The sequence below is a fragment of the Acuticoccus yangtzensis genome (genome assembly GCF_001927245.1).
GTDB classification, from domain to species: Bacteria; Pseudomonadota; Alphaproteobacteria; order Rhizobiales; family Amorphaceae; genus Acuticoccus; species Acuticoccus yangtzensis.
Genome location: NZ_MJUX01000008.1, coordinates 134,555 through 154,598 on the forward strand (window position 1 = coordinate 134,555; position 20,044 = coordinate 154,598).

General features: G+C 66.2%; 16 protein-coding genes. 12 read left to right on the forward strand and 4 right to left on the reverse strand.

The window, feature by feature from the left end:
- Positions 1-179: 179 nt before the first annotated feature.
- Positions 180-1,547, forward strand: a complete 1,368-nt coding sequence (locus tag BIX52_RS17905; protein ID WP_075222470.1) for a DUF2254 domain-containing protein — start codon at positions 180-182, stop codon at positions 1,545-1,547.
- A 31-nt stretch (positions 1,548-1,578) separates the two neighbouring features.
- Here the strand turns inward: BIX52_RS17905 and BIX52_RS23730 are convergent, their stop codons facing one another.
- From BIX52_RS23730 to BIX52_RS17920, 3 genes are all read right to left on the reverse strand, one after another.
- Positions 1,579-1,890, reverse strand: a complete 312-nt coding sequence (locus BIX52_RS23730) for a YegP family protein (RefSeq protein WP_075222471.1) — start codon at positions 1,888-1,890, stop codon at positions 1,579-1,581.
- Positions 1,891-1,955: 65 nt separating this feature from the next.
- A complete protein-coding gene (locus BIX52_RS17915) occupies positions 1,956-3,056 on the reverse strand; it encodes a hypothetical protein (RefSeq protein WP_075222472.1) in 1,101 nt (366 codons plus the stop codon).
- Positions 3,057-3,125: 69 nt separating this feature from the next.
- Positions 3,126-4,637 carry a UxaA family hydrolase gene (locus BIX52_RS17920; RefSeq protein ID WP_075222473.1) on the reverse strand — a complete coding sequence of 504 codons (1,512 nt, stop codon included), beginning with the start codon at positions 4,635-4,637 and terminating at the stop codon, positions 3,126-3,128.
- Positions 4,638-4,890: 253 nt separating this feature from the next.
- Here BIX52_RS17920 and BIX52_RS17925 point away from each other — a divergent pair, with 253 nt between their 5' ends.
- The 10 genes from BIX52_RS17925 to BIX52_RS17970 all read left to right on the forward strand — a co-directional run bounded on the left by BIX52_RS17925 (position 4,891) and on the right by BIX52_RS17970 (position 17,312).
- A complete protein-coding gene (locus BIX52_RS17925; RefSeq protein ID WP_075222589.1) occupies positions 4,891-5,856 on the forward strand; it encodes an NAD-dependent epimerase/dehydratase family protein in 966 nt (321 codons plus the stop codon).
- Positions 5,857-6,077: 221 nt separating this feature from the next.
- The gene (ppa, locus tag BIX52_RS17930; RefSeq protein ID WP_075222474.1) at positions 6,078-6,629 is read left to right on the forward strand and encodes an inorganic diphosphatase; all 552 of its coding nucleotides are present in this window, start codon (positions 6,078-6,080) and stop codon (positions 6,627-6,629) included.
- Positions 6,630-6,808: 179 nt separating this feature from the next.
- Complete coding sequence (locus BIX52_RS17935; RefSeq protein ID WP_075222475.1) at positions 6,809-7,984, forward strand: hypothetical protein; 1,176 nt, start codon at positions 6,809-6,811, stop codon at positions 7,982-7,984.
- 131 nt (positions 7,985-8,115) lie between these two features.
- Positions 8,116-9,834: a gamma-glutamyltransferase gene (ggt, locus tag BIX52_RS17940; RefSeq protein WP_075222590.1), complete on the forward strand. Its 1,719-nt coding sequence runs from the start codon at positions 8,116-8,118 to the stop codon at positions 9,832-9,834.
- Positions 9,831-10,802 carry a 2-hydroxyacid dehydrogenase gene (locus BIX52_RS17945; protein WP_108676618.1) on the forward strand — a complete coding sequence of 324 codons (972 nt, stop codon included), beginning with the start codon at positions 9,831-9,833 and terminating at the stop codon, positions 10,800-10,802. Before ggt ends, BIX52_RS17945 begins: the two co-directional genes overlap by 4 nt.
- 591 nt (positions 10,803-11,393) lie before the next feature.
- Entirely contained in the window at positions 11,394-11,864 is a 471-nt protein-coding gene (locus BIX52_RS17950; protein ID WP_139312805.1) for a hypothetical protein, read from the forward strand.
- A 125-nt stretch (positions 11,865-11,989) separates the two neighbouring features.
- Positions 11,990-12,640 carry a sugar transferase gene (locus tag BIX52_RS17955; RefSeq protein ID WP_211098195.1) on the forward strand — a complete coding sequence of 217 codons (651 nt, stop codon included), beginning with the start codon at positions 11,990-11,992 and terminating at the stop codon, positions 12,638-12,640.
- A 155-nt stretch (positions 12,641-12,795) separates the two neighbouring features.
- Positions 12,796-15,069 (forward strand): GumC family protein, encoded by a 2,274-nt coding sequence (locus BIX52_RS17960; protein WP_075222478.1) that lies wholly within the window; start codon positions 12,796-12,798, stop codon positions 15,067-15,069.
- 140 nt (positions 15,070-15,209) lie between these two features.
- Positions 15,210-15,488: a hypothetical protein gene (locus tag BIX52_RS17965; protein ID WP_075222479.1), complete on the forward strand. Its 279-nt coding sequence runs from the start codon at positions 15,210-15,212 to the stop codon at positions 15,486-15,488.
- Positions 15,489-15,623: 135 nt separating this feature from the next.
- Positions 15,624-17,312, forward strand: a complete 1,689-nt coding sequence (locus BIX52_RS17970; protein ID WP_075222480.1) for a cisplatin damage response ATP-dependent DNA ligase — start codon at positions 15,624-15,626, stop codon at positions 17,310-17,312.
- 36 nt (positions 17,313-17,348) lie between these two features.
- Here the strand turns inward: BIX52_RS17970 and BIX52_RS17975 are convergent, their stop codons facing one another.
- A complete protein-coding gene (locus tag BIX52_RS17975; RefSeq protein WP_139312806.1) occupies positions 17,349-17,789 on the reverse strand; it encodes a hypothetical protein in 441 nt (146 codons plus the stop codon).
- 239 nt (positions 17,790-18,028) lie between these two features.
- Between BIX52_RS17975 and BIX52_RS17980 the strand changes: the two genes are divergently transcribed.
- Positions 18,029-19,612 carry a hypothetical protein gene (locus tag BIX52_RS17980; protein ID WP_139312807.1) on the forward strand — a complete coding sequence of 528 codons (1,584 nt, stop codon included), beginning with the start codon at positions 18,029-18,031 and terminating at the stop codon, positions 19,610-19,612.
- Positions 19,613-20,044 lie beyond the last annotated feature (432 nt).

Below are 20,044 nucleotides of genomic sequence, written 5' to 3' on the forward strand. Positions count from 1 at the left end.
GTTGCCCTCCCCTTTGGTCCAGCGCTTTATGCCCGACGCGCGTTAGGTGTACCAGCACTCATCTTCACCGCACCGTTCACATCGGCGCGTGTTGCACGGCCGTCGCCGGGGTCGGCGCGCCATGACGGCAACCAAAGCGGGCGACGCGCGGTTTCCTTTTGAACAACCGGACCGGAGCGATGCACACCCTCATCTTTCGCAACCTTGCCGAGCTGCGCCAGAATTATTGGTTCTGGCCCTCCCTCCTGACCGCGGTCGCCTTCTTTCTGGGGCTCGGCCTCCCCTTCGTCGACACGCTCGTCGGCGCGGCGTGGATGGCGGCCCTCCCCTTCGTCGAGCCGACGGGGGTGGACGGTGCGCGCGCGATCCTCACGACGCTGGCCGGGGCCACCTTGGGCGTCGCGGGTGTCGCCTTCTCCATCACCATCGTCGCCGTGAACTTCGCCAGTTCCAACTATGGGCCGCGGCTGATCGGCAACTTCATGGGCGACAGGATAAACCAGGTGGTGCTGGGCGTGCTCGTCTCCACCTTCGTCTATTGCATCACGGTGCTCTCCACCGTCCACGCGCAAAACGAGATCCAGGACACGCAGGTGGCGACCTTCGTGCCGCAGCTTTCGGTGATGTTCGCGATGGTGCTGACGCTCGTCTCCGTCGGCGCGCTGATCGGCTACATCCACCACATTCCGGAGAGCATCAACATCATGAACCTCGTCGCGCGCATCGGCGAGAAGCTGCGCGCGGCGATCGTGAAGACCCTGGACGAGGAGGCGCAGCGGCAGCGGGAGCGGGTCGCGGTGGACGTGTCCGCATGGCGCACGACGCCGCGGCCGAGCGGCACCACCGTGCGCGCCGAGGTGTGCGGCTACCTTCAGCAGATCGACATCGCCGCACTCGAGGGGATCGCGAGCCGGGCGGAGGGCCACATCGAAATCCACCGCAGTCCGGGCGATTTCCTCACGCTCGGCGAGCCGATCCTCACCCTATGGCCGGAGCAGGACGAGGCGGTGATCGGTGAGGTTCGCGCCGCGCTCACCCAGGGCTCCAACCGTACCGAGTTCCAGGACGTTCTCTTCCTGTCGGATCAGCTCGTCGAAGTGCTGGCGCGGGCCCTGTCGCCGGGGGTGAACGATCCCAACACGGCCAAGCTTTGCCTCGACTGGTTGCGCTCCGGCCTCTCCGCCTTCGCCGAGCGCGAGCCCTGGCAGCCTGTGGGGCCGGACAGCCGCGTGCGCTACACGCGGGTGACGTTCGTCGAGATGCTGGAGCGCTCGTTCGGAGACATGCGCCAATATGTGGCCACCGACCGCTCGGTGTCGCTGCACGCGCTCGGCGTGCTCACGGATCTCGCGATCATCGCGGCGACCCGGCCGATGGTGGACGCCGTGGAAGGGGAGATCGACCGCCTCGCCCGCGCGGCCGAGGCGATGCTTCCCGATCCCGTCGCGAAAGCGGAACTGGCCGCGGCGCTGAAGGCGGCGCGTGAAAAGATCGCGACACGGCACACGCAGCCCATCGGCGCGGGAACGGCCCGCGCGCCCGCGTGAACGAGAGGATGGCCGGCGACGCGCTGAGGCGTCAGCCCTTGTATCCCTGCCGGGACGCGTTGGCTTCGGCCGCGTCGCGTCCGGGGAATCCGGAGGGCGAGGCGCCGACGATCTGGCCGTTGGACGCGAGGCGCCGCCAGCGCCATGCACCGGCCTTGTCCTCGTAGAATTCCCACTTGTCCTTGGCGTTGGCGCCGCGCTTGGCGTTTTTCTCGCAGTCCGCCTTGGCCGTGTAGCCCTCGCAGGCGGCGCCGACGATGGCGCCGTTCTCATCCGTCATGCGCCAGCGCCATTCGCCGGCTTTGTCTTGATAATATTCGACCTTGTCGGTTTTGGTCGCCATGTCCGCCTCCCCGCGAGCCTGCCGAGAGGTGACGCTGCACCTCGATCGTGGCAGTTCCTTGTCTCTTATCGGGCTAAATTAAGGCGGCCAATTATTTTGGCAAATAGGCTGGGGCGTTTGCGGGGCCGAAGCTGCTTCGCCGCGGCGGCCTTGCGGGCACGTTTGCGCTTGGGCTTGGGGTCCGCCGCCTGCTTCAATTGGCTGACGATCCGGCGCCCGGCCTCCTCGCGCTCGGCCTCCGGCATCAGCTCTTCGGCGATGGTCTCGCGGGCGGTGACCTTGGGCGGGGTCAGGTCGATGCCGTAGGCTTCGGCGAACCAGTCGGCTTCGGCCTGGCAGACTGGCCGCGCATCGTCCAGTGCCGCGGCCGAGAAGGCGAAGCGCGGCCCGTCGATCTGGCTGAACAGGCGCTTCTTGGCGCGGCGCACGTTCGCGTTGATCTCGACACCTTCGGCCTTCAGGTTGCGATTCACCCTGTCGGCGATCAGCGCGGCATTCATCGAGACCGACTCGTTCGAGCGGGTGACGACGAGGTCCTTCGCGGCCTCTGGGTGGCCGATCGCCTCCAGCATGTCCTGTTGAACGCTGCGGCCGGCGGCCACCACGGCGTCGTAGGAGCGCACGATCATGGCATCGCGTCCGAAGATCGACGCATAGCGTTCGACGCCGATGCGCAGCTCGCCATCGTAGCCGTGGTCCTCCACGTCGTCCGTGGTGTCGTAGCGCAGCTTCACCATGTTCTGCCCGCGCGAGATCGTGTAGGCGAGCGGATGGCGGATATAGACGAGGATCTTGACGTCGAACCCCGGAAACAGGGTGTCGACGATGTCCTTCAGCAGCCGGACGTTGCGCCGCGAATGCGTCAGCAGCGCTTCGCTCGACAGGAAATAAGTGCCGGACTCGATTGCGGCCGCCTCCTCGGCAGCGCGCAGGATGGTTGCGAAGTCGTTGGCCTCGCGCCCGCGCTGCGGCGGCGTCGCGGTCTGGCCGGGCATCCCGTACCGCCGCGTCGCGCGGATGATGCGGCTCATCGCACCATGGTTTCGGCTGAACGATCCGTAGTGGACGCCGTGAGCCGCCAGCATGTCGCGCTGTGTCGCGAAGCTTGTCTGCGCCGATGTCGACCCGGTCTTGATGGAACCGACGTGGAGGACGAGTTGGCGCATAGGCTCCATGATCTCTAGGCGGGCCGCCTGGAGGCGCGCCCCGCCCGTTCTGTGCCCCGCGGGGCGGGCTTACATCGTGGCGCCGATCTGCCAGGGGACGAACTCGTAGTCACCCAGGCCCTGGGACTCCGACTTCGACTTTTCTCCGGACGCGACTGCCAGGATGCGCTCATATATGTGTCGGCCGAGCGCTTCAACAGTGGCCTCGCCGGATAAGACGACGCCCGCGTCTACATCCATGTCTTCATCCATCTTTTTCGCCAGCTCGGAGGTCGTGGCGACTTTGATGGTGGGGGCCGGCTTGGACCCGAAGGCCGATCCGCGCCCCGTCGTGAAGACCACGAGATTGCATCCCGACGCGATCTGCCCGGTCACCGAGGCGGGATCATAGCCCGGCGAATCCATGAAGGCGAAGCCCGGAACCGTGACCGGCTCGGCATAGTCGTAGACACCCGTCAGCGGCGTGGTGCCGCCTTTCGCCGCCGCGCCGAGCGACTTTTCCAGGATCGTGGTCAGCCCGCCGCGCTTGTTGCCGGGGGACGGGTTGTTGTCCATCGACCCCTTGTTGCGGGTGACATAGTCTTCCCACCAACGAATGCGCTCTATCAGTTTATCGCCCACCTTCTGGGTGGCGGCGCGCTCGGCGAGGAGATGCTCGGCACCGTAGATCTCGGGCGTTTCGGCCAGCACGCCGGTGCCGCCCTGGCCGACCAGGAGATCGCAGGCATAGCCGAGCGCCGGGTTGGCGGTGATGCCGGACCAGGCGTCCGACCCGCCGCACTGCAGCGCCACCATCAGCTCGGACGCCGGGCACGGCTCGCGCGTCGCCGCGTTGACGATGGGCAGCATCGCCTCGACCTTGGCGATGCCGGCATCGATCGTCCGGCGCAGGCCCGCGACGTCCTGAATGTTCATAGTGGCGAAGGTCGGCCCCTGCTTCAGGCCGTAGGCTTCGAGCAGCCAGTCGATCTGGTTCATCTCGCAGCCGAGGCCGACCATGACGACGCCGCCCAGATTGGGGTGGCGCGCATAGCCCCACATCACCCGCTGCAGCGCGGCGAACCCCTCTCCGGACCCGGCCATGCCGCAGCCGGTGCCGTGCGCGAAGGCGACGACGCCGTCGACGTTCGGGTAGGCGGCCAGCTTCTCGGGCGTGAAATAGTCGGCGATCTTATGGGCGGCGGTGGCCGAGCAGTTCACGCTGGTGAGGAGGCCGATATAATTGCGGGTGCCGACGCGCCCGGTGGCACGGCGGAACCCCATGAAGGTGTCCTTCACGGCCGGCACAGGCGCCGGGCGCAAATTGGTGCCGAACCGATAATCCACATCCGTGGCCCGGAACTCGACGTTGTGGTCGTGGACATGGTCGCCGGCGGCGATGTCGCCTTTGGCGTAGCCGATCACCTGGGCATATTTGCGCACGGCCTCGCCCTTGGCGATGGCGCGGGTGGCGATCTTATGGCCGCGCGGAATCATCACCGCAGTGACGGTATCCTCGATCGCCTGGCCGACCTCCAGCGGGCGGGTCGCGGTCACGACGTTGTCGGACTCGTCGAGACGGACGGCAATCTCTTGGAACATAAGGCGCACCATTTAAGTTGGGTGCTATTGACCTAAACCCAGCCTAGAACGACGTCAAACTGCATCGTAAAGGCGCAGGCCTTCGCGGATCGCTCGCGCGGATTGTTGCACAATCGGTGCGTCTGCGTGTATCAGCGCCCCCACTAGGCCGTAATCGCACGCCGCTGGCTGGCATCGATTCGCAAGTTCGGGCAGAGGAAAGCTCTACGGCCCCCATGCTTCTGAATTCGCATCTCTCAGGATAGCCGAGTTGATGAACGATCGCCCGATAGTCTTGACCGGAAGCGCCGGCTTTGTCGGTAAAATTATCGCTCCGATGCTCTTAGAGGCATTTCCCGACATGCCGCTGGTGGAGGTGATGCGCGGCCCCGAGGTGCCGGACGGGAAGGTGGCGTGCGACCTCAGCATCAAAGACCAGATTTTCAACCTGATCGAGAAGACACGCCCCGCCATCGTCGTTCATCTTGCCGCCTATTCCTCCGTCGGCCTGTCGCGGCAGAATGCCGAAGCGGTGTGGCGGGACAATGTCACCGCCTCCGTCTGGCTGGCCCAGGCGATCGACGCGTTCGCGCCCGACGCCTTCGTTCTGGCGGCGAGCTCGGCCGAGGTCTACGGCCGCGCCCTCAACGACGGTCTCGTGACCGAGGCGACACGCCCGCGTCCGGCCGGCCCCTATGCCTGCTCCAAGGTCGCCGCCGAACATGCCTTCGAGGTGATGCTGCCGGACACGGCCAAGCTCGTCATCGCCCGCCCCTTCAACCACATCGGCGCCGGGCAGACCGAAACCTTCGCCATCGCCTCCTTCGCGGCGCAGCTGGCACGCATGGAGGCCGGCCTCGTGCCGCCGGTGCTGAAGGTCGGCAATCTCAGCGCCGCCCGCGACATCATGGACGTGCGCGACGTCGCGGCGACCTACGTGGAGCTTCTGAAGCGCCGCGATCAGCTTCCGGCGCGCTCCATCATCAACGTCGCCCGCGGCGAGGCGACGACCATCGAGAGCCTTCTGGAAAAGCTGCGCGCAATGGCCACGGTGGACGTGAAGGTCGAGATCGACCCCACGCGGCTGCGGCCGAACGAAATCGCCGTGGCGACCGCCGGCACCGACCGCATCGCCGCGCTGATGCCCTGGCCGCCGCAACGCTCGATCGACGAGACGCTGCGCGAGGTGCTCGAAGACAAGCGCCGCATGGTCCGCAAGGCGGCTGCTCACGCCGGGTGAGACTCAGGCGGGGCCGCACGGGGGGCATCCGGCAGGGGGACATCCGCCCGGGAGACATGCGCCGCCCGCTTGTGACGGATCTGCGCCATCCGCGCCTTTATTGCCACGATGTGCGGATAGATTAGACGCTGCTGAAGCTTTTACCAACGACGAGCCGCGTGCTATCGGCAGGACGCCGCGAGCGGCGCGGCTGACGGCTTGCCGCCAAGGAGAATGACCCCATGCGTATCGACGCCATCCCCATCGGAAAGAACCCGCCTGAAGAGATCAACGTGATCATCGAGGTCCCGGTGGGCGGCGAGCCGATCAAGTACGAGCTGGACAAGGCGTCCGGCACGCTGTGGGTCGACCGCTTTCTTTATACGCCGATGCGCTATCCGGTGAACTACGGCTTCGTCCCGCACACGCTGTCCGAAGACGGCGACCCGATCGACGTGATGGTGGCCTCCACCCGCCCGATCGTTCCCGGCGCCGTCATCAAGGTGCGTCCGATCGGCGTGCTCAAGATGGAAGACGATGGCGGCATGGACGAAAAGATCATCGCCGTGCCGATCACCAAGCTGACCCGCCGCTACGAAAAGCTGATGTCCTACACGGACCTGCCGTCGATCTCGCTGGAGCAGATCCAGCATTTCTTCGAGCACTACAAGGACCTCGAACCTGGCAAGTGGGTGAAGATCCACGGCTGGGGCGATGTGGACGAGGCCAAGACGCTGATCGTCGAAGCGATCGAGCGCGCCAAGTCCGAGGGCGACACCGCCGCCGCGGAATAAGGCGGGTCCGGGCGGCACACCGGCTACCGTGTCTGCCGCCCTCCCTTTTGGATTACGCCGCTGCAACGCTGCCCTTCGGTCCGCAGCCGGACGGCGCGCTTTCATTGCGGCGGCGGTCCATCTTAGATTGGCGCCGAGGCAACCGCCGGCGCCCTCGCCGGCCGGCAGGGAGCGAAGGCGTGGTCGGACACATCGCGATCCAACAGGCAGGAGAGGCCACGCCGCCCTTCATCCGCATGGTGGAAACCGGCGGGACCGGCCCATTCGTCATCGGTGAAGGGCGCGTCAGCGTCTACCACATCGGCTATTCGTCGGTCAGCGACACGCTCGCCTTGGTGAAGGCCCACCGCGGCACGCCCATCGTCATCCTCGACCGTTCCACCGAGGCGATGGAGGTGACGCCGAAGACCACCACGATGCTGCTCGACGCGGTTCCCGACGGCTGCCGCGTCATCGTGCTGGCGCAGAACCACGATTATGTGCGCGCGGTGCGGGCGCTGGGGGACGAGCGCCTGAGCGCGGTCTTCATGCACGCCTTCCTGCGCACGCTGCAATGGACATTCCGGCGGGTGGATGTCGAGCAGATCATCGCCCGCCGCAAGCCGGATGGTCCGCCCGGAAAACTCTATACATGCCTACTCAACCGGCCGCGCCCACCGAAGATCGCGGTCTTCGGCTGGCTGAAGGCCAACGGCTATCTTCACCTCGGCCATGTGAGCTTCCGCGGCGATCCCGCGGCGCGCGATTCGGGCGAAATGGACGCCATGATCGCCAAGACGCGCCACCAGTTCCCCTCGTTCACGCGCGAGATCAACGCGGCGCTGAAGGCCGACTGGCCGCACGCCAGCTTCCAGGAGGTGGAGAAGGAAAGCTTCATCTACAGCGTCAACGTTCCGGCCTACGACGCGCCCGTCTCGCTGGTGGTCGAGACGGAGATGGCGCAGAATTTCGAGCGCTATACGGAGAAGTCACTCAAGGTCTTCATGGCGGGGCACCGGGCGGTGATCGCGGGTAACCGCGGCGTCGCCGGGCTTTTGAAGGACATCGGCTTCACCCTTCCCGGCTTCTCCACCGCTTATGACGGCATCGAGAACCAGGACGCCCGCCTGACCGCAGCGCTCGCCGAGTTCGAGCGCTACCTGAAATTCTCGCCGTCCGAGCGGCGCGACTTCATCGCCTCCACGTGGGAGGCCTGCGTCGACAATATGCGCCACTTCGCGGAACGGACCGAACGGGTGATGGACGCCTCGTTCGAGGAACTCGCGGGCCTTTGCGTGCGAAGCCGCTGGTCCGCCGTCACAGGTGACGCGCGCCGCCCGGTGAGCTGGATCCGCCCGCGCGACACGGCCGCCTGAAGCGTCCGCGCCGGGGTGCGGTGCGGGCGGCTCCTTCCTGTTTTCGTCCGCACAACTTCCGCCATCGCCGGTTTCCCCAAGCGACAGCGTCGATTAGCTTGACGGTTCAGTTTGCGGGGCGAGGACGAATGATGACGGGGCCAACGGGCTGGCGGGCGACGTCGCCGGTCGATTTTGCATGCCAGAAGAGCCCCGCGACGGGCAGCGCTGGGATGGTCGTCACGAACCACCCGCTGGGATCGGCGGCCGGGGCGGAGATGCTGGCCGCCGGCGGCAACGCGGTGGACGCGGCCGTCGCCGCGCTCCTCGCCCTCACCGTGGTCGAGCCGATGATGGTCGGCATCGCGGGCGGCGGCCTCGCCCACATCCGCCTGCCGGACGGCGAGCACGTCGTCATCGACGCTCTGGCCGCCGCTCCCGCCGCCTCCCATGCCGAGAGCTACACGCCGGTGTCCGACGAGCCGGCCCGGCGCATGGAGACCGTCGGCGACCGCAGCGCGCGCGGTCCGGGGGCGGTCGCCGTGCCCGCCAACCTCATCGGCTGGCATATGATGCAGACGCGGTACGGCAAGCTCGCCTTCGCGGATGTGGTCGAACCGGCGATCCGTTTGGCGGCCGGCGGCTTCCGCCTCACGCACTACCTCGCCGGTGCGATTGCCGAGCATGCGCGCGAACTTTCGGACGATGCCGAGATGGCACGGCTCTTCGTGCCCGGCGGCCGGCCGTTGGCGGCGGGGGATCGCCTCGTCAACGGCGCCTATGCCCACAGCCTGCGCCTGATCGCCCAGGAGGGCGCGGCGGCGCTCCACGGCGGTGCGCTGGGCGCTGCGCTGGCGGCGCGCATCCGGCGCGGCACCGCCGACGACGGCGACCTCACCCTGGCCGACCTCCAAGCCGCCCGCGCCGTGGTCCGCCGCCCCATCACCGGAACCTATCGCGGCTTCGAGATCCACGGACCGCCGCCGCCCGCCTCTTCGGGCGTCCACATCACGCAGATGCTGAACCTTCTCGAGGGGTTCGACGTCGCCGGCCTCGGTTACGGCACGCCGGAGGCGCTGCACCTCCTGGCCGGGGTACTCACCATCGCGTTCGCCGACCGTAATCTGACGAGCGGCGATCCCGACTTCGTCGACGTGCCCGTCGAGCGGCTGACGTCCAAAGCCTATGCCGACGCACGCCGCGCCGACATCGGCCGCGTGACGCCTGCAGCGCCCGCCGCGATGGGATCGGCGGACACCACCCATGTGACGGTGGCCGACAAGGACGGCACCATCGTTTCCGCCACTCACACCATCAACGGCCTGTTCGGAGCCAAGTTCGTGGTGCCGGACGCGGGTTTCATCCCGAACAACTACATGATGAATTTCGACCCACACCCGGGCCGCGCCCTCTCTGTCGCCCCCGGAAAGCGGGTGCCGACGTCGATGGCGCCGATGATCGTCACACGGGACGGGCGCCCCGCGTTCGCGCTCGGCCTGCCGGGGGCGCTGCGCATCTTCCCCTCGGCCTTGCAGGCGATCGTCAACCTGATCGACCACCAGATGACGCTGCAGGAGGCGGTCGAGGCGCCACGCCTTTTCACAGAGGGGCATGTCCTGGAACTCGAACGGGGCTACGGGAGCCAGCAGGGTGCCTTGGAGGGCATGGGGCATGATGTGGCGATCGTCCCGCAGGTCGCCGGAGGGATGAACGCGATCGCTTTCGCGCCGGACGGTGGGATGACGGGGGCCGCCTGCTGGCGCGCGGACGGGACCGCGATCGCGATGGGCGGGGGCCTCGCCAAGCCCGGCGTGCGCTTTTATACCGGCGCTGCCCCTGACACCCATGGCGACGAGGACAGCGCATCTTGACCGGAACGATCGTCTTCCTCGACCCGATGGTGCCGGCCCGGCTGGAGCGCATCGCCGCCCTGGTGCCGGAAGGATTTGTCTTGAGAAACGCGGCGAGCCGTGCGCCGGACGACCAACTCGGCGCCATCCGCGGTGCCCGCTTCGCCGTCGCGGGCGACGTTCCCGTGACGGCGCAGATGATGGCCGAGGGTGCCGCACACGGTTTGGAGGCGGTGCACAAATGGGGCGTCGGCTACGACAACCTCGACCTTGAGGCCGCGCGTGCGGCGGGGGTCCGCGTGTTGCGCACCACGGGCAGCAATGCCGTCGCCGTTGCGGAGAGTGCGCTCGCCCTGATGCTCGCGGTCAACCGCCAGACCGTGACGGGTCACGTGGCGCTTCAGAGCGGCTCCTGGTCCAAGGGCGACCTCGGATCAAAGATGTTCCGTCTCTCGGGCCAGACGGTAGGCCTCGTGGGCCTCGGCTATATCGGCAAGGCACTTGCCCGCCTCCTGAGCGGCTTCCGTTGCGCGGCGCTTTACACGAAGCCCACGCGCCTGGCGCCGGAGGAGGAAGATGCACTCGGCGTCACCTATGCGCCGCTGGATGAGCTCCTCGGACGCAGCGACATCGTGTCGTTGCACTGCCCGCTGAGCGAGGCCACGCGCGGCCTCATCGACGCTGCGGCCCTGCAGCGGATGAAGCCCAGCTCCGTCTTGATCAACGTCGCCCGCGGCGGTGTCGTCGATGAGGGCGCCCTGATCGATGCTGTGGCGTCGGGTCACTTGCGCGGCGTCGGCGTCGATGTCTACGAAACGGAGCCGCTTCCCGCAGGGCACGGGCTGATCGGCCTGCCGGGCGTCGTGACGACACCGCACATCGCGGCCTTGGCTGCGGACAATTTCGCGCCGACGCTTCGGCGTATTTTCGACAACTTCGTTTGTTTGTCACATCATATGAAACCTGCTACAAACGACATTCTCGTCTGATCACATCCTGTTTACACTCGCGAAATTACGCGCATAGCTGAAATACGTAATCGCATAACTACTCGACAAGCACTCAAATCAATTCAACCCCTGGATGCGCGATGATTTTTGAATCCACCCATTGTGGCTATTGTTTTGTTGCGCAACTCCGTCATGGCACTCGCCAGCGCCAACCGAATACGATCATAACTTCCAGTAAGATGGCTGTGGAACTGCGACGCGGAAGCCGCTCCCTCCGACGCGGATAAACACATCTCTGGATTGCAAAATTACCTGCACCTTAGGCACGCGAAGCACTCAAGCCGTTTGCGTTCCGGACGAGCGGCGCACCCAATCGCTCGTAGAATCAAAGCCCTAAGCCATTATTCATGGGCAGAGACGCCCGACCACACATATCGGGCGGATGGCCTCTGGGTCACTTGATCATGTATCCTATACTTTATAAGGTGATGGCGTTCCGAAAGCGGTGCGCCGCTGACTTTTGACCGACGCACACACGCCTTCCAATGGGCGGCTGGGCGTACCCTGACACCAGAGGTGGCAATGCGTAGAATATCTCTCCTTCTCAGCGCGATATTGCTCGCGTGCACCGTGCAGATGACCACGGCCTCCGCGCAGGAGCTGACGGGTGAAGAGCTGCGGCAAGAGGTTGCTGCCCTGAAGCGCAGCCTGCAGAATCTCCCCGATTCCAACACCCCGCGCACCATCCTCAACAACATTCGTGGCCAAGTCGCTTCGATCGTTAACCGGTCGATGGAGAGCTACGAGACGTTCCTGCGCCGTTCGTTCAATCCCACCCGCAACGTGTTCGAGGGGACGACGAATATTTTTGATTTCGCCCGGGTCACGCTCGGGTACACGCCTCGTGGTAACGCGCTTCTCGCAGCGCTGTACCGCCCTGACTTTTATAAGGAAGATATCCGTGGGCGGCTTCAGAGCCGCGGAGAGCGGATGGCTTACCGGCGCCTCGTCGAACTCGGCGCCAACCGGTACCGGATCAACCTCGTCCTGACCCGCATTCGGAACCAGCGCAATCCTGGCATTACGCCTAGCCCGAGCTAAGTTTTCCGAGCGCTCAGGCGGCGCATTGCGCCGCCTCCTCTGTCCTTCTTGAAATCATAACACGGTGCTTTGGCGCGACTAAACCGCGCTAGGTCTCAAATATTGTCTAGAGCGTGGTACAGACAGTGGACAATACATTCAGCCTGACCGCGACCCGGCAAATTGATGCCGAGCCCAGCACTAAGATTTTTATGCGACTGAAACGCGGCGTCGACGTTTTGGGAGCGCTGATCGCGCTTCCTGTTCTAATTGCCGCCGGTAGCCTCGTCTGGCTGATTAATAGGCGCTTCAATCCGGGCCCGCTTTTCTACACGCAGCAACGGATGGGGCGTGACTGCCGCCCATTCACGATCTACAAATTTCGCTCGATGCTTCCCGAGCAGACCGCTTCCGACAAGCGCAGCTACGCGGACCCGCTCGAAACCCACCGGATCACACCATTTGGGGCGGTCATGCGGCGTACACGCATTGACGAGCTGCCGCAGATTCTCAACATCCTGCTCGGTGACATGAGCTTCGTCGGCCCCCGCCCTGACACCTACGCTCATGCAGTAAAGTTTGCTGAGCTTGTTCCGGGCTACCGGGAGCGTCACACGGTTCGCCCCGGCATCACCGGCCTCGCCCAAATCAAGGTCGGGTACGCCGAAGGCATCGACGCGACAACCCAGAAGGTCGCCGCAGACCTCAGCTACATACGCTCCATGTCTGCCTTGTCCGAGCTGCGCATCGTCGCCGGTACTGCGTGGGTGGTGATCTCCGGTCACGGGGCGCGCTGAGCGCCGCGCCGCTCCTCTCGTCCGCGCGCCAATGCAATCATCAGCGTTGGCGAGCCACAGTTGATGCGGCGCGTCAGTCGAATATGGGGTATCGTGTGATGGCCCAGACCGTCCTTCGGTAACGGCCAAACCCGATTTGTGGACTTACACGCCTCATGAATTTACAGCGACAGTCGACACCCTACGAGAGCGGTGACACCTACGGCTACACGACCGCTCCCACGGAAGAGCAGGAAGGTGGAATAAACCTTCGGATCCTCCTGGCGACCGTCTGGCGTGGCCGGTGGATCATCATGCTGTGCGTCGCGGTTGGGCTGGTCATGGCGTATCTGATCATCTCGCAGATGAGGCCGGTCTATGTGGCCTCCGGAACGATGCTCTTCCGGTCGGGTGAGACCAACGTCACCGACATACGCACGGTCGTGCTCGCCGAGGAAAATCTCTCAAACGAGATACAGATCCTTCTTTCGACAAGCCTGCTCGGTGCTGTCGTCGACCGGCTGGGGATGGTTTCCAGCGCACCCGAAGTTCCCAGCCCCCCCCCTTCTTTCCAAATCCGCGACCTCATCAACTGGCGCACATATGTATCTCCGGAATTTCTGGCAAGCATCGGCATCGTGGATCCTCCGGCCCCTCAAGCACCACCCGATGCGTCGACCCTGCAAGATCGCCGGCGCCTCGGTGCGATCTATCGCATCAGGGGGTCTCTGAGCCTCAATCCGATCCCAAACTCGCGCGTTATCACGATTTCCTACCGCAGCGGGAATCCTGCGGAGGCTGCACGTATCGTAAATGCCGTTGCAGACGAATTCATCCGTAACCAACTCCAGGCGAAAGTGGATGCGACACGTGCGGCCTCCGAATGGCTGGGCGACCGCATCAATTCTCTGCGTGTCCGCGTCGAGAACGCCGAACTCGCGGTTGAGGCTGCGCGGTCGCGGCAGAACGCGGCTGCCGGCCAGTCGTCGCAGGTGACACAACAGCAACTTCAGGCCATCAGCGGCCAGCTGGCGGCGGCACGGGCCGAACGTGCATCGGCGGAGGTGAGTTATCGCGCCGCCGAAGCCGCTCTCGCCGCGGGGCCGAGCGAGATCAGCACCATCAGTCTGTTCCGCGACGCGCCCGTGATCCAAAGACTCCGGTCTCGCGAGGATGAGTTATTGGACCAAGACGCGAACTTGGCCACTTTCGCCAGCAGCAGCCCAAACCGTGTCTTCATCCGCGCGGAGATCGACCGTATTCAACAAAGCATTCGCAACGAGGCCGCAAGCATTGTCCGGACCCTGGAAAATGACTTGGAGGTCGCAAGGGCACGTGAAAATGTGCTCCAAGATCAGGTCTCCGCGATCGAAGAGCTGAACCAGGAGCAGCGCCGCGGAGAGGTGCAGCTCCGTCAGCTCGAGCGTGAGGCCGAAGCGAGCCGCGTCCTCTACGAAAACTTCCTGGGCCGGCTTGAGGAAACACAGCAGCAAGAAACGCTCGTCGCCGCCGATGCGCGCCTACTCACACGCGCCGAAGTCCCGACCACGCCTGTCGGCGCAGGTAAGAAACGTGTGCTCCTGATGTTCATCGTCCTCGGCGTCGGCGCGGGTATCGGCATCATCTTCCTGCTCGACAAGTTGAACAACACCTTCCGCGGCGTGAAGCAGTTGGAGGATTATACGGGCCTTCCGGTGCTCGCCGTCTTGCCGACGGTCGGGGCGGAAATGGACCGCTCGGAAGTCATCGAGCAACTTTACGAGAAGCCCAATGGGCACCTCGCGGAGGCGGTGCGCAACCTGCGAACCTCTCTCCTCTTTGGGTCTGCGAAGACGGCGCCCAAGGTGGTGGTGTTTACCTCGTCCGTGCCCGGCGAAGGCAAGTCGACAAGCTCCCTCCTCCTCGCCCTCACCAGTCAGCAGATGGGCCGCTCGGCCATCATCGTCGACTGCGACATGCGCCTGCGCGGCATCTCCTCGCTGGTGCAGCACGAGGATGACCGCCCGGGCCTCCTCTCGGTGCTGAAGGGAACGGCAACGGTGGACGAGGCGGTCGACGTCGACCCGAACACCGGCCTCATGATCCTCGCCTGCCGCCCAGGCGAGACCGACCGCACGCTGAGCGCTGCCGACATCGTCGCCTCGCGCTACTTCTCGGACCTCGTCACGCACCTCAGCAAGGTGTTCGACCTCGTCGTCCTCGACACGCCGCCGGTGCTGGCGGTGGCGGACGCGCGCATCGCCGCCAGCCTCGCCGACGCGATCGTCTATGCCGTGCGCTGGGACGACACTCCCCGCGGCGCGGTGGTCGAAGGCCTCAGAGAATTGCGCGGCGTCGACGCGCCGATCGCAGGGCTCGCCCTCACGATGGTCGACAACGATCGCGTGGCCACCTACGCCTACGAGGGCTACGGCCACTACCGCGCCCGCTACAGCGAATACTACCAGTAACCCCGCGATAAATGCCCAGGCGGGCGGCCGTCGCGCCGCCCGCCTCACGGCCACCCACAAAAGTGTGATGTGCGGCACGGCACGCCGCGCGCGAAGGGTCCAGATCTCTCCCAGCCCGCAATGTTCGCTGCGAGAGAGACATGACCGCCCACCGCTTCACCGCATGCATCCTGCTGTTCGCCGCGGCCGCCGCCACACCGGCCCGTGCCGACGCGGCGACTCCACCCGGAGCCGCACCCAACCTCGACCCTCCCACGATCGCCGCCGCCACCGAGACGGTGCCGCCCGTGGCGGAGAGTGCCGGGCCGACAGAGGCGCAGTGCTCCAACGAGTTGATCCGCATCTGGAGCGACTACCCGAACGCCTACGATCATCGCCTCGTCGAAATCTGCTGGCCGCCACTGACGCAGCTTCATTGACGCCGCGCACCCGGGTCCCTCTGCGCGGTGGCGGCGGTCTCCGCCCCCTTGAAATGGTGCGTGAAGGCCGCCGGCCGCATGCAAAGATGGGGAGCGATGCTATGCGAACGGCATCGGCCTCCCTAAATCCTGCCCATGCAGGCCTTCGCCCACCTCCTCGACCGCCTCGGATACGAGCCGCGCCGCAACGCCAAACTCGCCCTCATGGAGGCCTATTTCCGCGCGACACCCGACCCCGAGCGCGGCTATGCCCTCGCCGCGCTCACCGACAGTCTGTCCTTCTCCCACGCGAAGCCGGGCCTCATCCGCACGCTGATCGCCGAGCGGACCGACCCCGTCCTCTTCGCCCTGTCGCGCGATTATGTGGGCGACCTGTCCGAGACGGTCGCGCTGATGTGGCCGCGGCGCCCACCCGCGGCGACTCCGACGATCGGCCACAACAACCCTCCCGGCAGTCCCCTCTTGTCCGAGGTCGTGAACACGCTGCAGACCGGCGGCAAGGCGGGACTGCCGGGGCAGATCGCTGGATGGCTCGACCACTTGGACGAAACGGGGCGATGGGCGCTGCTCAAGCTCATCACCGGCTCGCTCAGGGTCGGCGTCAGCGCGCGCTTGGCCAAGACGGCGGTGGCGCGGCTCGGCGGTGTGGAGGTGAACGCGGTCGAAGAGGTGTGGCATGGCCTCTCACTCCCCTACCGGCCGCTGTTCGACTGGCTGGAAGGCCGCGCGGAGGCCCCCTCCAACGTCGACCCCGCCCCGTTCCGCCCGCCGATGCTGGCCAACCCGACCGACCTCGACGAGCTGATCCGCACGCAGGACCCCGCCGCCTTCGCCGCCGAGTGGAAGTGGGACGGGATCCGCATCCAGGTCGCGGCCGGGCACGATCGCTCGGGGCGGCACGTCGCACGTCTTTATTCGCGTTCGGGCGAGGACATCTCGGCCGCCTTCCCGGAGGTGTTGAACGCGGTGGATTTCGACGGAGCGCTCGACGGCGAACTCCTCATCGCCCGCGACGGCGCCATCCAGTCCTTCAACGTTTTGCAGCAGCGGCTGAATCGCAAGACCGTCAGCGCGAAGATGCTGCGCGAGTTTCCGCCCCTGGTGCGGTGCTACGACCTTCTCGCCGAAGCCGGCGAGGACCTGCGCCCTCTCCCCTTCGCCGAGCGCCGCGCCCGATTGGAAGCGTTCATCGGGCGGCTCGGCCCGATGTTCGACCTTTCACCCCAGGTGCCCTTCACCACGTGGCAGGACGTGGCGGATGCGCGCGAGGACCCGGCCGCGGCGGGTGCCGGTGAGGCGGCCGCGGCCGTCGAGGGGATCATGCTGAAACGCAATGACAGCGCCTACGTCCCCGGCAGGCCGAAAGGGCCGTGGTTCAAGTGGAAGCGCGACCCGCACGTGGTGGACGCGGTGCTGATGTATGCCCAGCGCGGCTCGGGCAAACGCTCGTCCTTCTATTCGGACTACACCTTCGGCGTCTGGATGGAGGGACCGGAAGGCGACACTCTGGTTCCTGTGGGCAAGGCCTATTTCGGCTTCACCGACGAAGAGCTGAAGGAAATCGACAAGTTCGTGCGCAACAACACCGTGAACCGCTTCGGCCCGGTGCGCGAGGTCGTGCACGAGGCCAACAAGGGTCTCGTCCTGGAAGTCGCGTTCGAGGGGCTGAATGCCTCGGCCCGCCACAAGTCCGGCGTCGCCATGCGCTTTCCGAGGGTGTCCCGCCTCAGATGGGACAAGCCCCCGGCCGAAGCAGACCGCATCGACGCGCTGCGACGCCTGTTGCCACAGCGCGAGGGTGAGGCCGAAGCGACGCTGCTTTGAACTGCCGCCCAGCGCAGGCAGCCGGGGCAGCGGGCCTCACCGCGGCGCGGCGGGCGCGTACGCGGCGAGCTGTTCGAGTTCGTCGTCCAGCACCTTCAGAATGGATTGCAGCACCTTGCGCTGATACTCGAGTTCGGTCCGGCGCGCGGCGATCTCCTCGGCGGTGCTGCCGCTCTCCAGCGGCAGCTCCTTCAGGTCGAAGGGGATCGGGTTGTGCAAGAAGTCCTGGATGAGCTGGAATTGCTCCAGCTTACCATTCATCGCCTCCTTCAGGGCGGACGGCTCTTCTTCGCTCGGCAGCGGGTCGACAGGGCGGGCGGTGCGCGCCGTGCGGCTGGCGCGCAGCCGCGAGGAGGCGCCGCGCGGCGATCGCGGGAGCGGCGCATCTGCGTGCGGGGTCTCGTCACTCGTCATCTGCGCATCCTCGCCGTCATGTCCCATCAACGCCCCGACGATCCTATCCTTGCGGTGAATCATGGCTCGGCTCTGACCAAGCACATATGACCGCGGGCGTCGATCAGCCAGCCCCCGCGCGGTGGCGCCCCCCGCCACTGTTCAACGGGCGTGCCCGGCCCGCGTTGCACAGCGGGCGCAACGGCGTATGACAAAAGGGTCGCGGCGGATTGACGGCAGAGCGCCTTCAATCGCGCCCGGCGCCGGGTTAGGACCGGACGGGGCCGCCGCCCCGCAACGCCACGCGCGCGAAGAGCGAGACGATGACTGCACACGAGGACGACAAGCGAAGCCCCGTTTTCGCCCCCGCAGAGATGGGCGGCGCGGCCGCCCCCGGCGGTCTGCCGCAAGATCTCCCCTGGCCGGTGCCGCAGCGGGGCCTCGCGGGTGGGGACTTCACCAGCGTCGGCGTCGGCGGGCTGGGTGACGGGCACAACAACTATGCCCACTCCATGGCCTACTTCAAAGGCAAGCTCTTCCTCGGCACCACCCGGTCCAACCTGTGCATGCTGAAGCTCCAGTCGTCCTATGCGGATCTGCCGCTGGAGGTCTGGCCCGTCGACTGCCCGCAGAACATGGACGAGCTCTACAAGCTCGACCGGCGCGCCCAGATCTGGGCCTACGACGTCGCGTCCGGCACCTGGGACATGGCCTACCGCGCACCTCTGGTGGAAGGCGCCGAGGGGCAGATGGTCCCGCGCGAGATCGGCTACCGCTCGATGGCGATCTACCAGTCCGCCACAGACCCGGAGCCTGCGCTCTATATCGCCGCCTGGGCACCGGGGCGTGCGCCGGGCGCCCACCTCTTGCGCACCTATGACGGCGTCACTTTCGACCGCGTGACCAAGTACGGCATCCTCGACACGCCGACCTCCGTCACCCGCTGCCTGACCGTGATCGGCGACAAGCTCTTCTTCGCCCCCACGGCGCGACGCGGGTCGGACGGCGGCCAGCAGAACACCGCCGGCCTTCCGATCGTGTTCGAGACGACGGACCCGTCCACCGACGTGTGGACCGAGGTCAGCGAGCCCGGCTTCGGCGACCTCGGCAACATGGGCATCTTCACCCTCGTGGCGGAGGGCAACCAGCTTTATGCCGGCACTTTCAACCTGGAGGGTGCGCAGGTGTGGGCGGCCGAGGTGATGGGGACGCCGCCTTATCGCTGGCGCAAGATCTTCGACAAGGGCGCCAGGCGCGGACCGCTGAACCAGGCGGTGGCGTCCATGGTGGCGTTCAACGGCTGCGTTTATGTCGGCACCGGCATCCAGGGCGGCGGAACGGACAGGGTGAACAATGTCGGCCCCGCCGCGGCCGAGGTGATCCGCATCAACCCCGACGACAGTTGGGACATCGTCACCGGCGACGTGCGGGTGATGGACGGTCACCGCATGGAGCCTGTGTCCGGCATGCGCGCCGGGTTCGGCAACTTCTTCAACGGCTATGTCTGGAACATGGGGGTCCACGACGGGTGGATCTATGCCGGCACCTACGACTGGAGCGTGACGATGCGCTGGGCGCGGCTGGACGAGAGCCCGCCGCGGGCGCGCCATCTGTTTGAGGAGCTGGGCACGGAGACGGTGATCGCCCAGGAGGGCGGCGCCGACCTGTGGCGCAGCCGCGACGGCGACAACTGGCTTCCGGTGACGCGCCAGGGCTTCGGCAACGCCTACAATTTCGGGATTCGCAACATCGTGTCGACGCCGCACGGCCTCTTCGTGGGGACGGCGAACGTGTTCGGGCCGCGCGTCGCGGTGCGGGACGAGGACGGCGCGTGGACCTACGAGGACAATCCGCGGGGCGGGTTGGAGGTGTGGTTCGGGCGGCACGAGGAGGAGGCCACCGGCTGAACCGGCTGGCCGGGTGCGGCAGCGGTGCGGCTTGCGTGGCACGGCGGCAGGGAATAACCGTTTGAGCACACGCTTCGATGCCGAAAAATTAAAGTGCTGCTCCGTGAGAGTCCGCTAGCATAGGCATGCGGCGTCGCGGGTCGGCTGCGGACGCGCGGCGCCTCCGGGTCAGCCGGGTGGTGGCGTCGGCCGTCTGTGGATCGTGCCGCGAGATCGAAGCGCGGTGCCAGTGTGTGAGTCGATAAGGTGACGGCCAGATCGTGATGGATCGCAGGACTTTCCGGTTGCCCCGCCGCATCCTGGCCTCCTCCGGCATGACCGGCCCGCGTCCGTTGCGCGCGGGCGCAAAGGGCGCGTGTGCGAGCCGCGTGTCAGGTGGAGCCGCGCGAGGCGGATCGTGCAAGGCCGAACGCTTTCCGGTCCCCGCGCTTT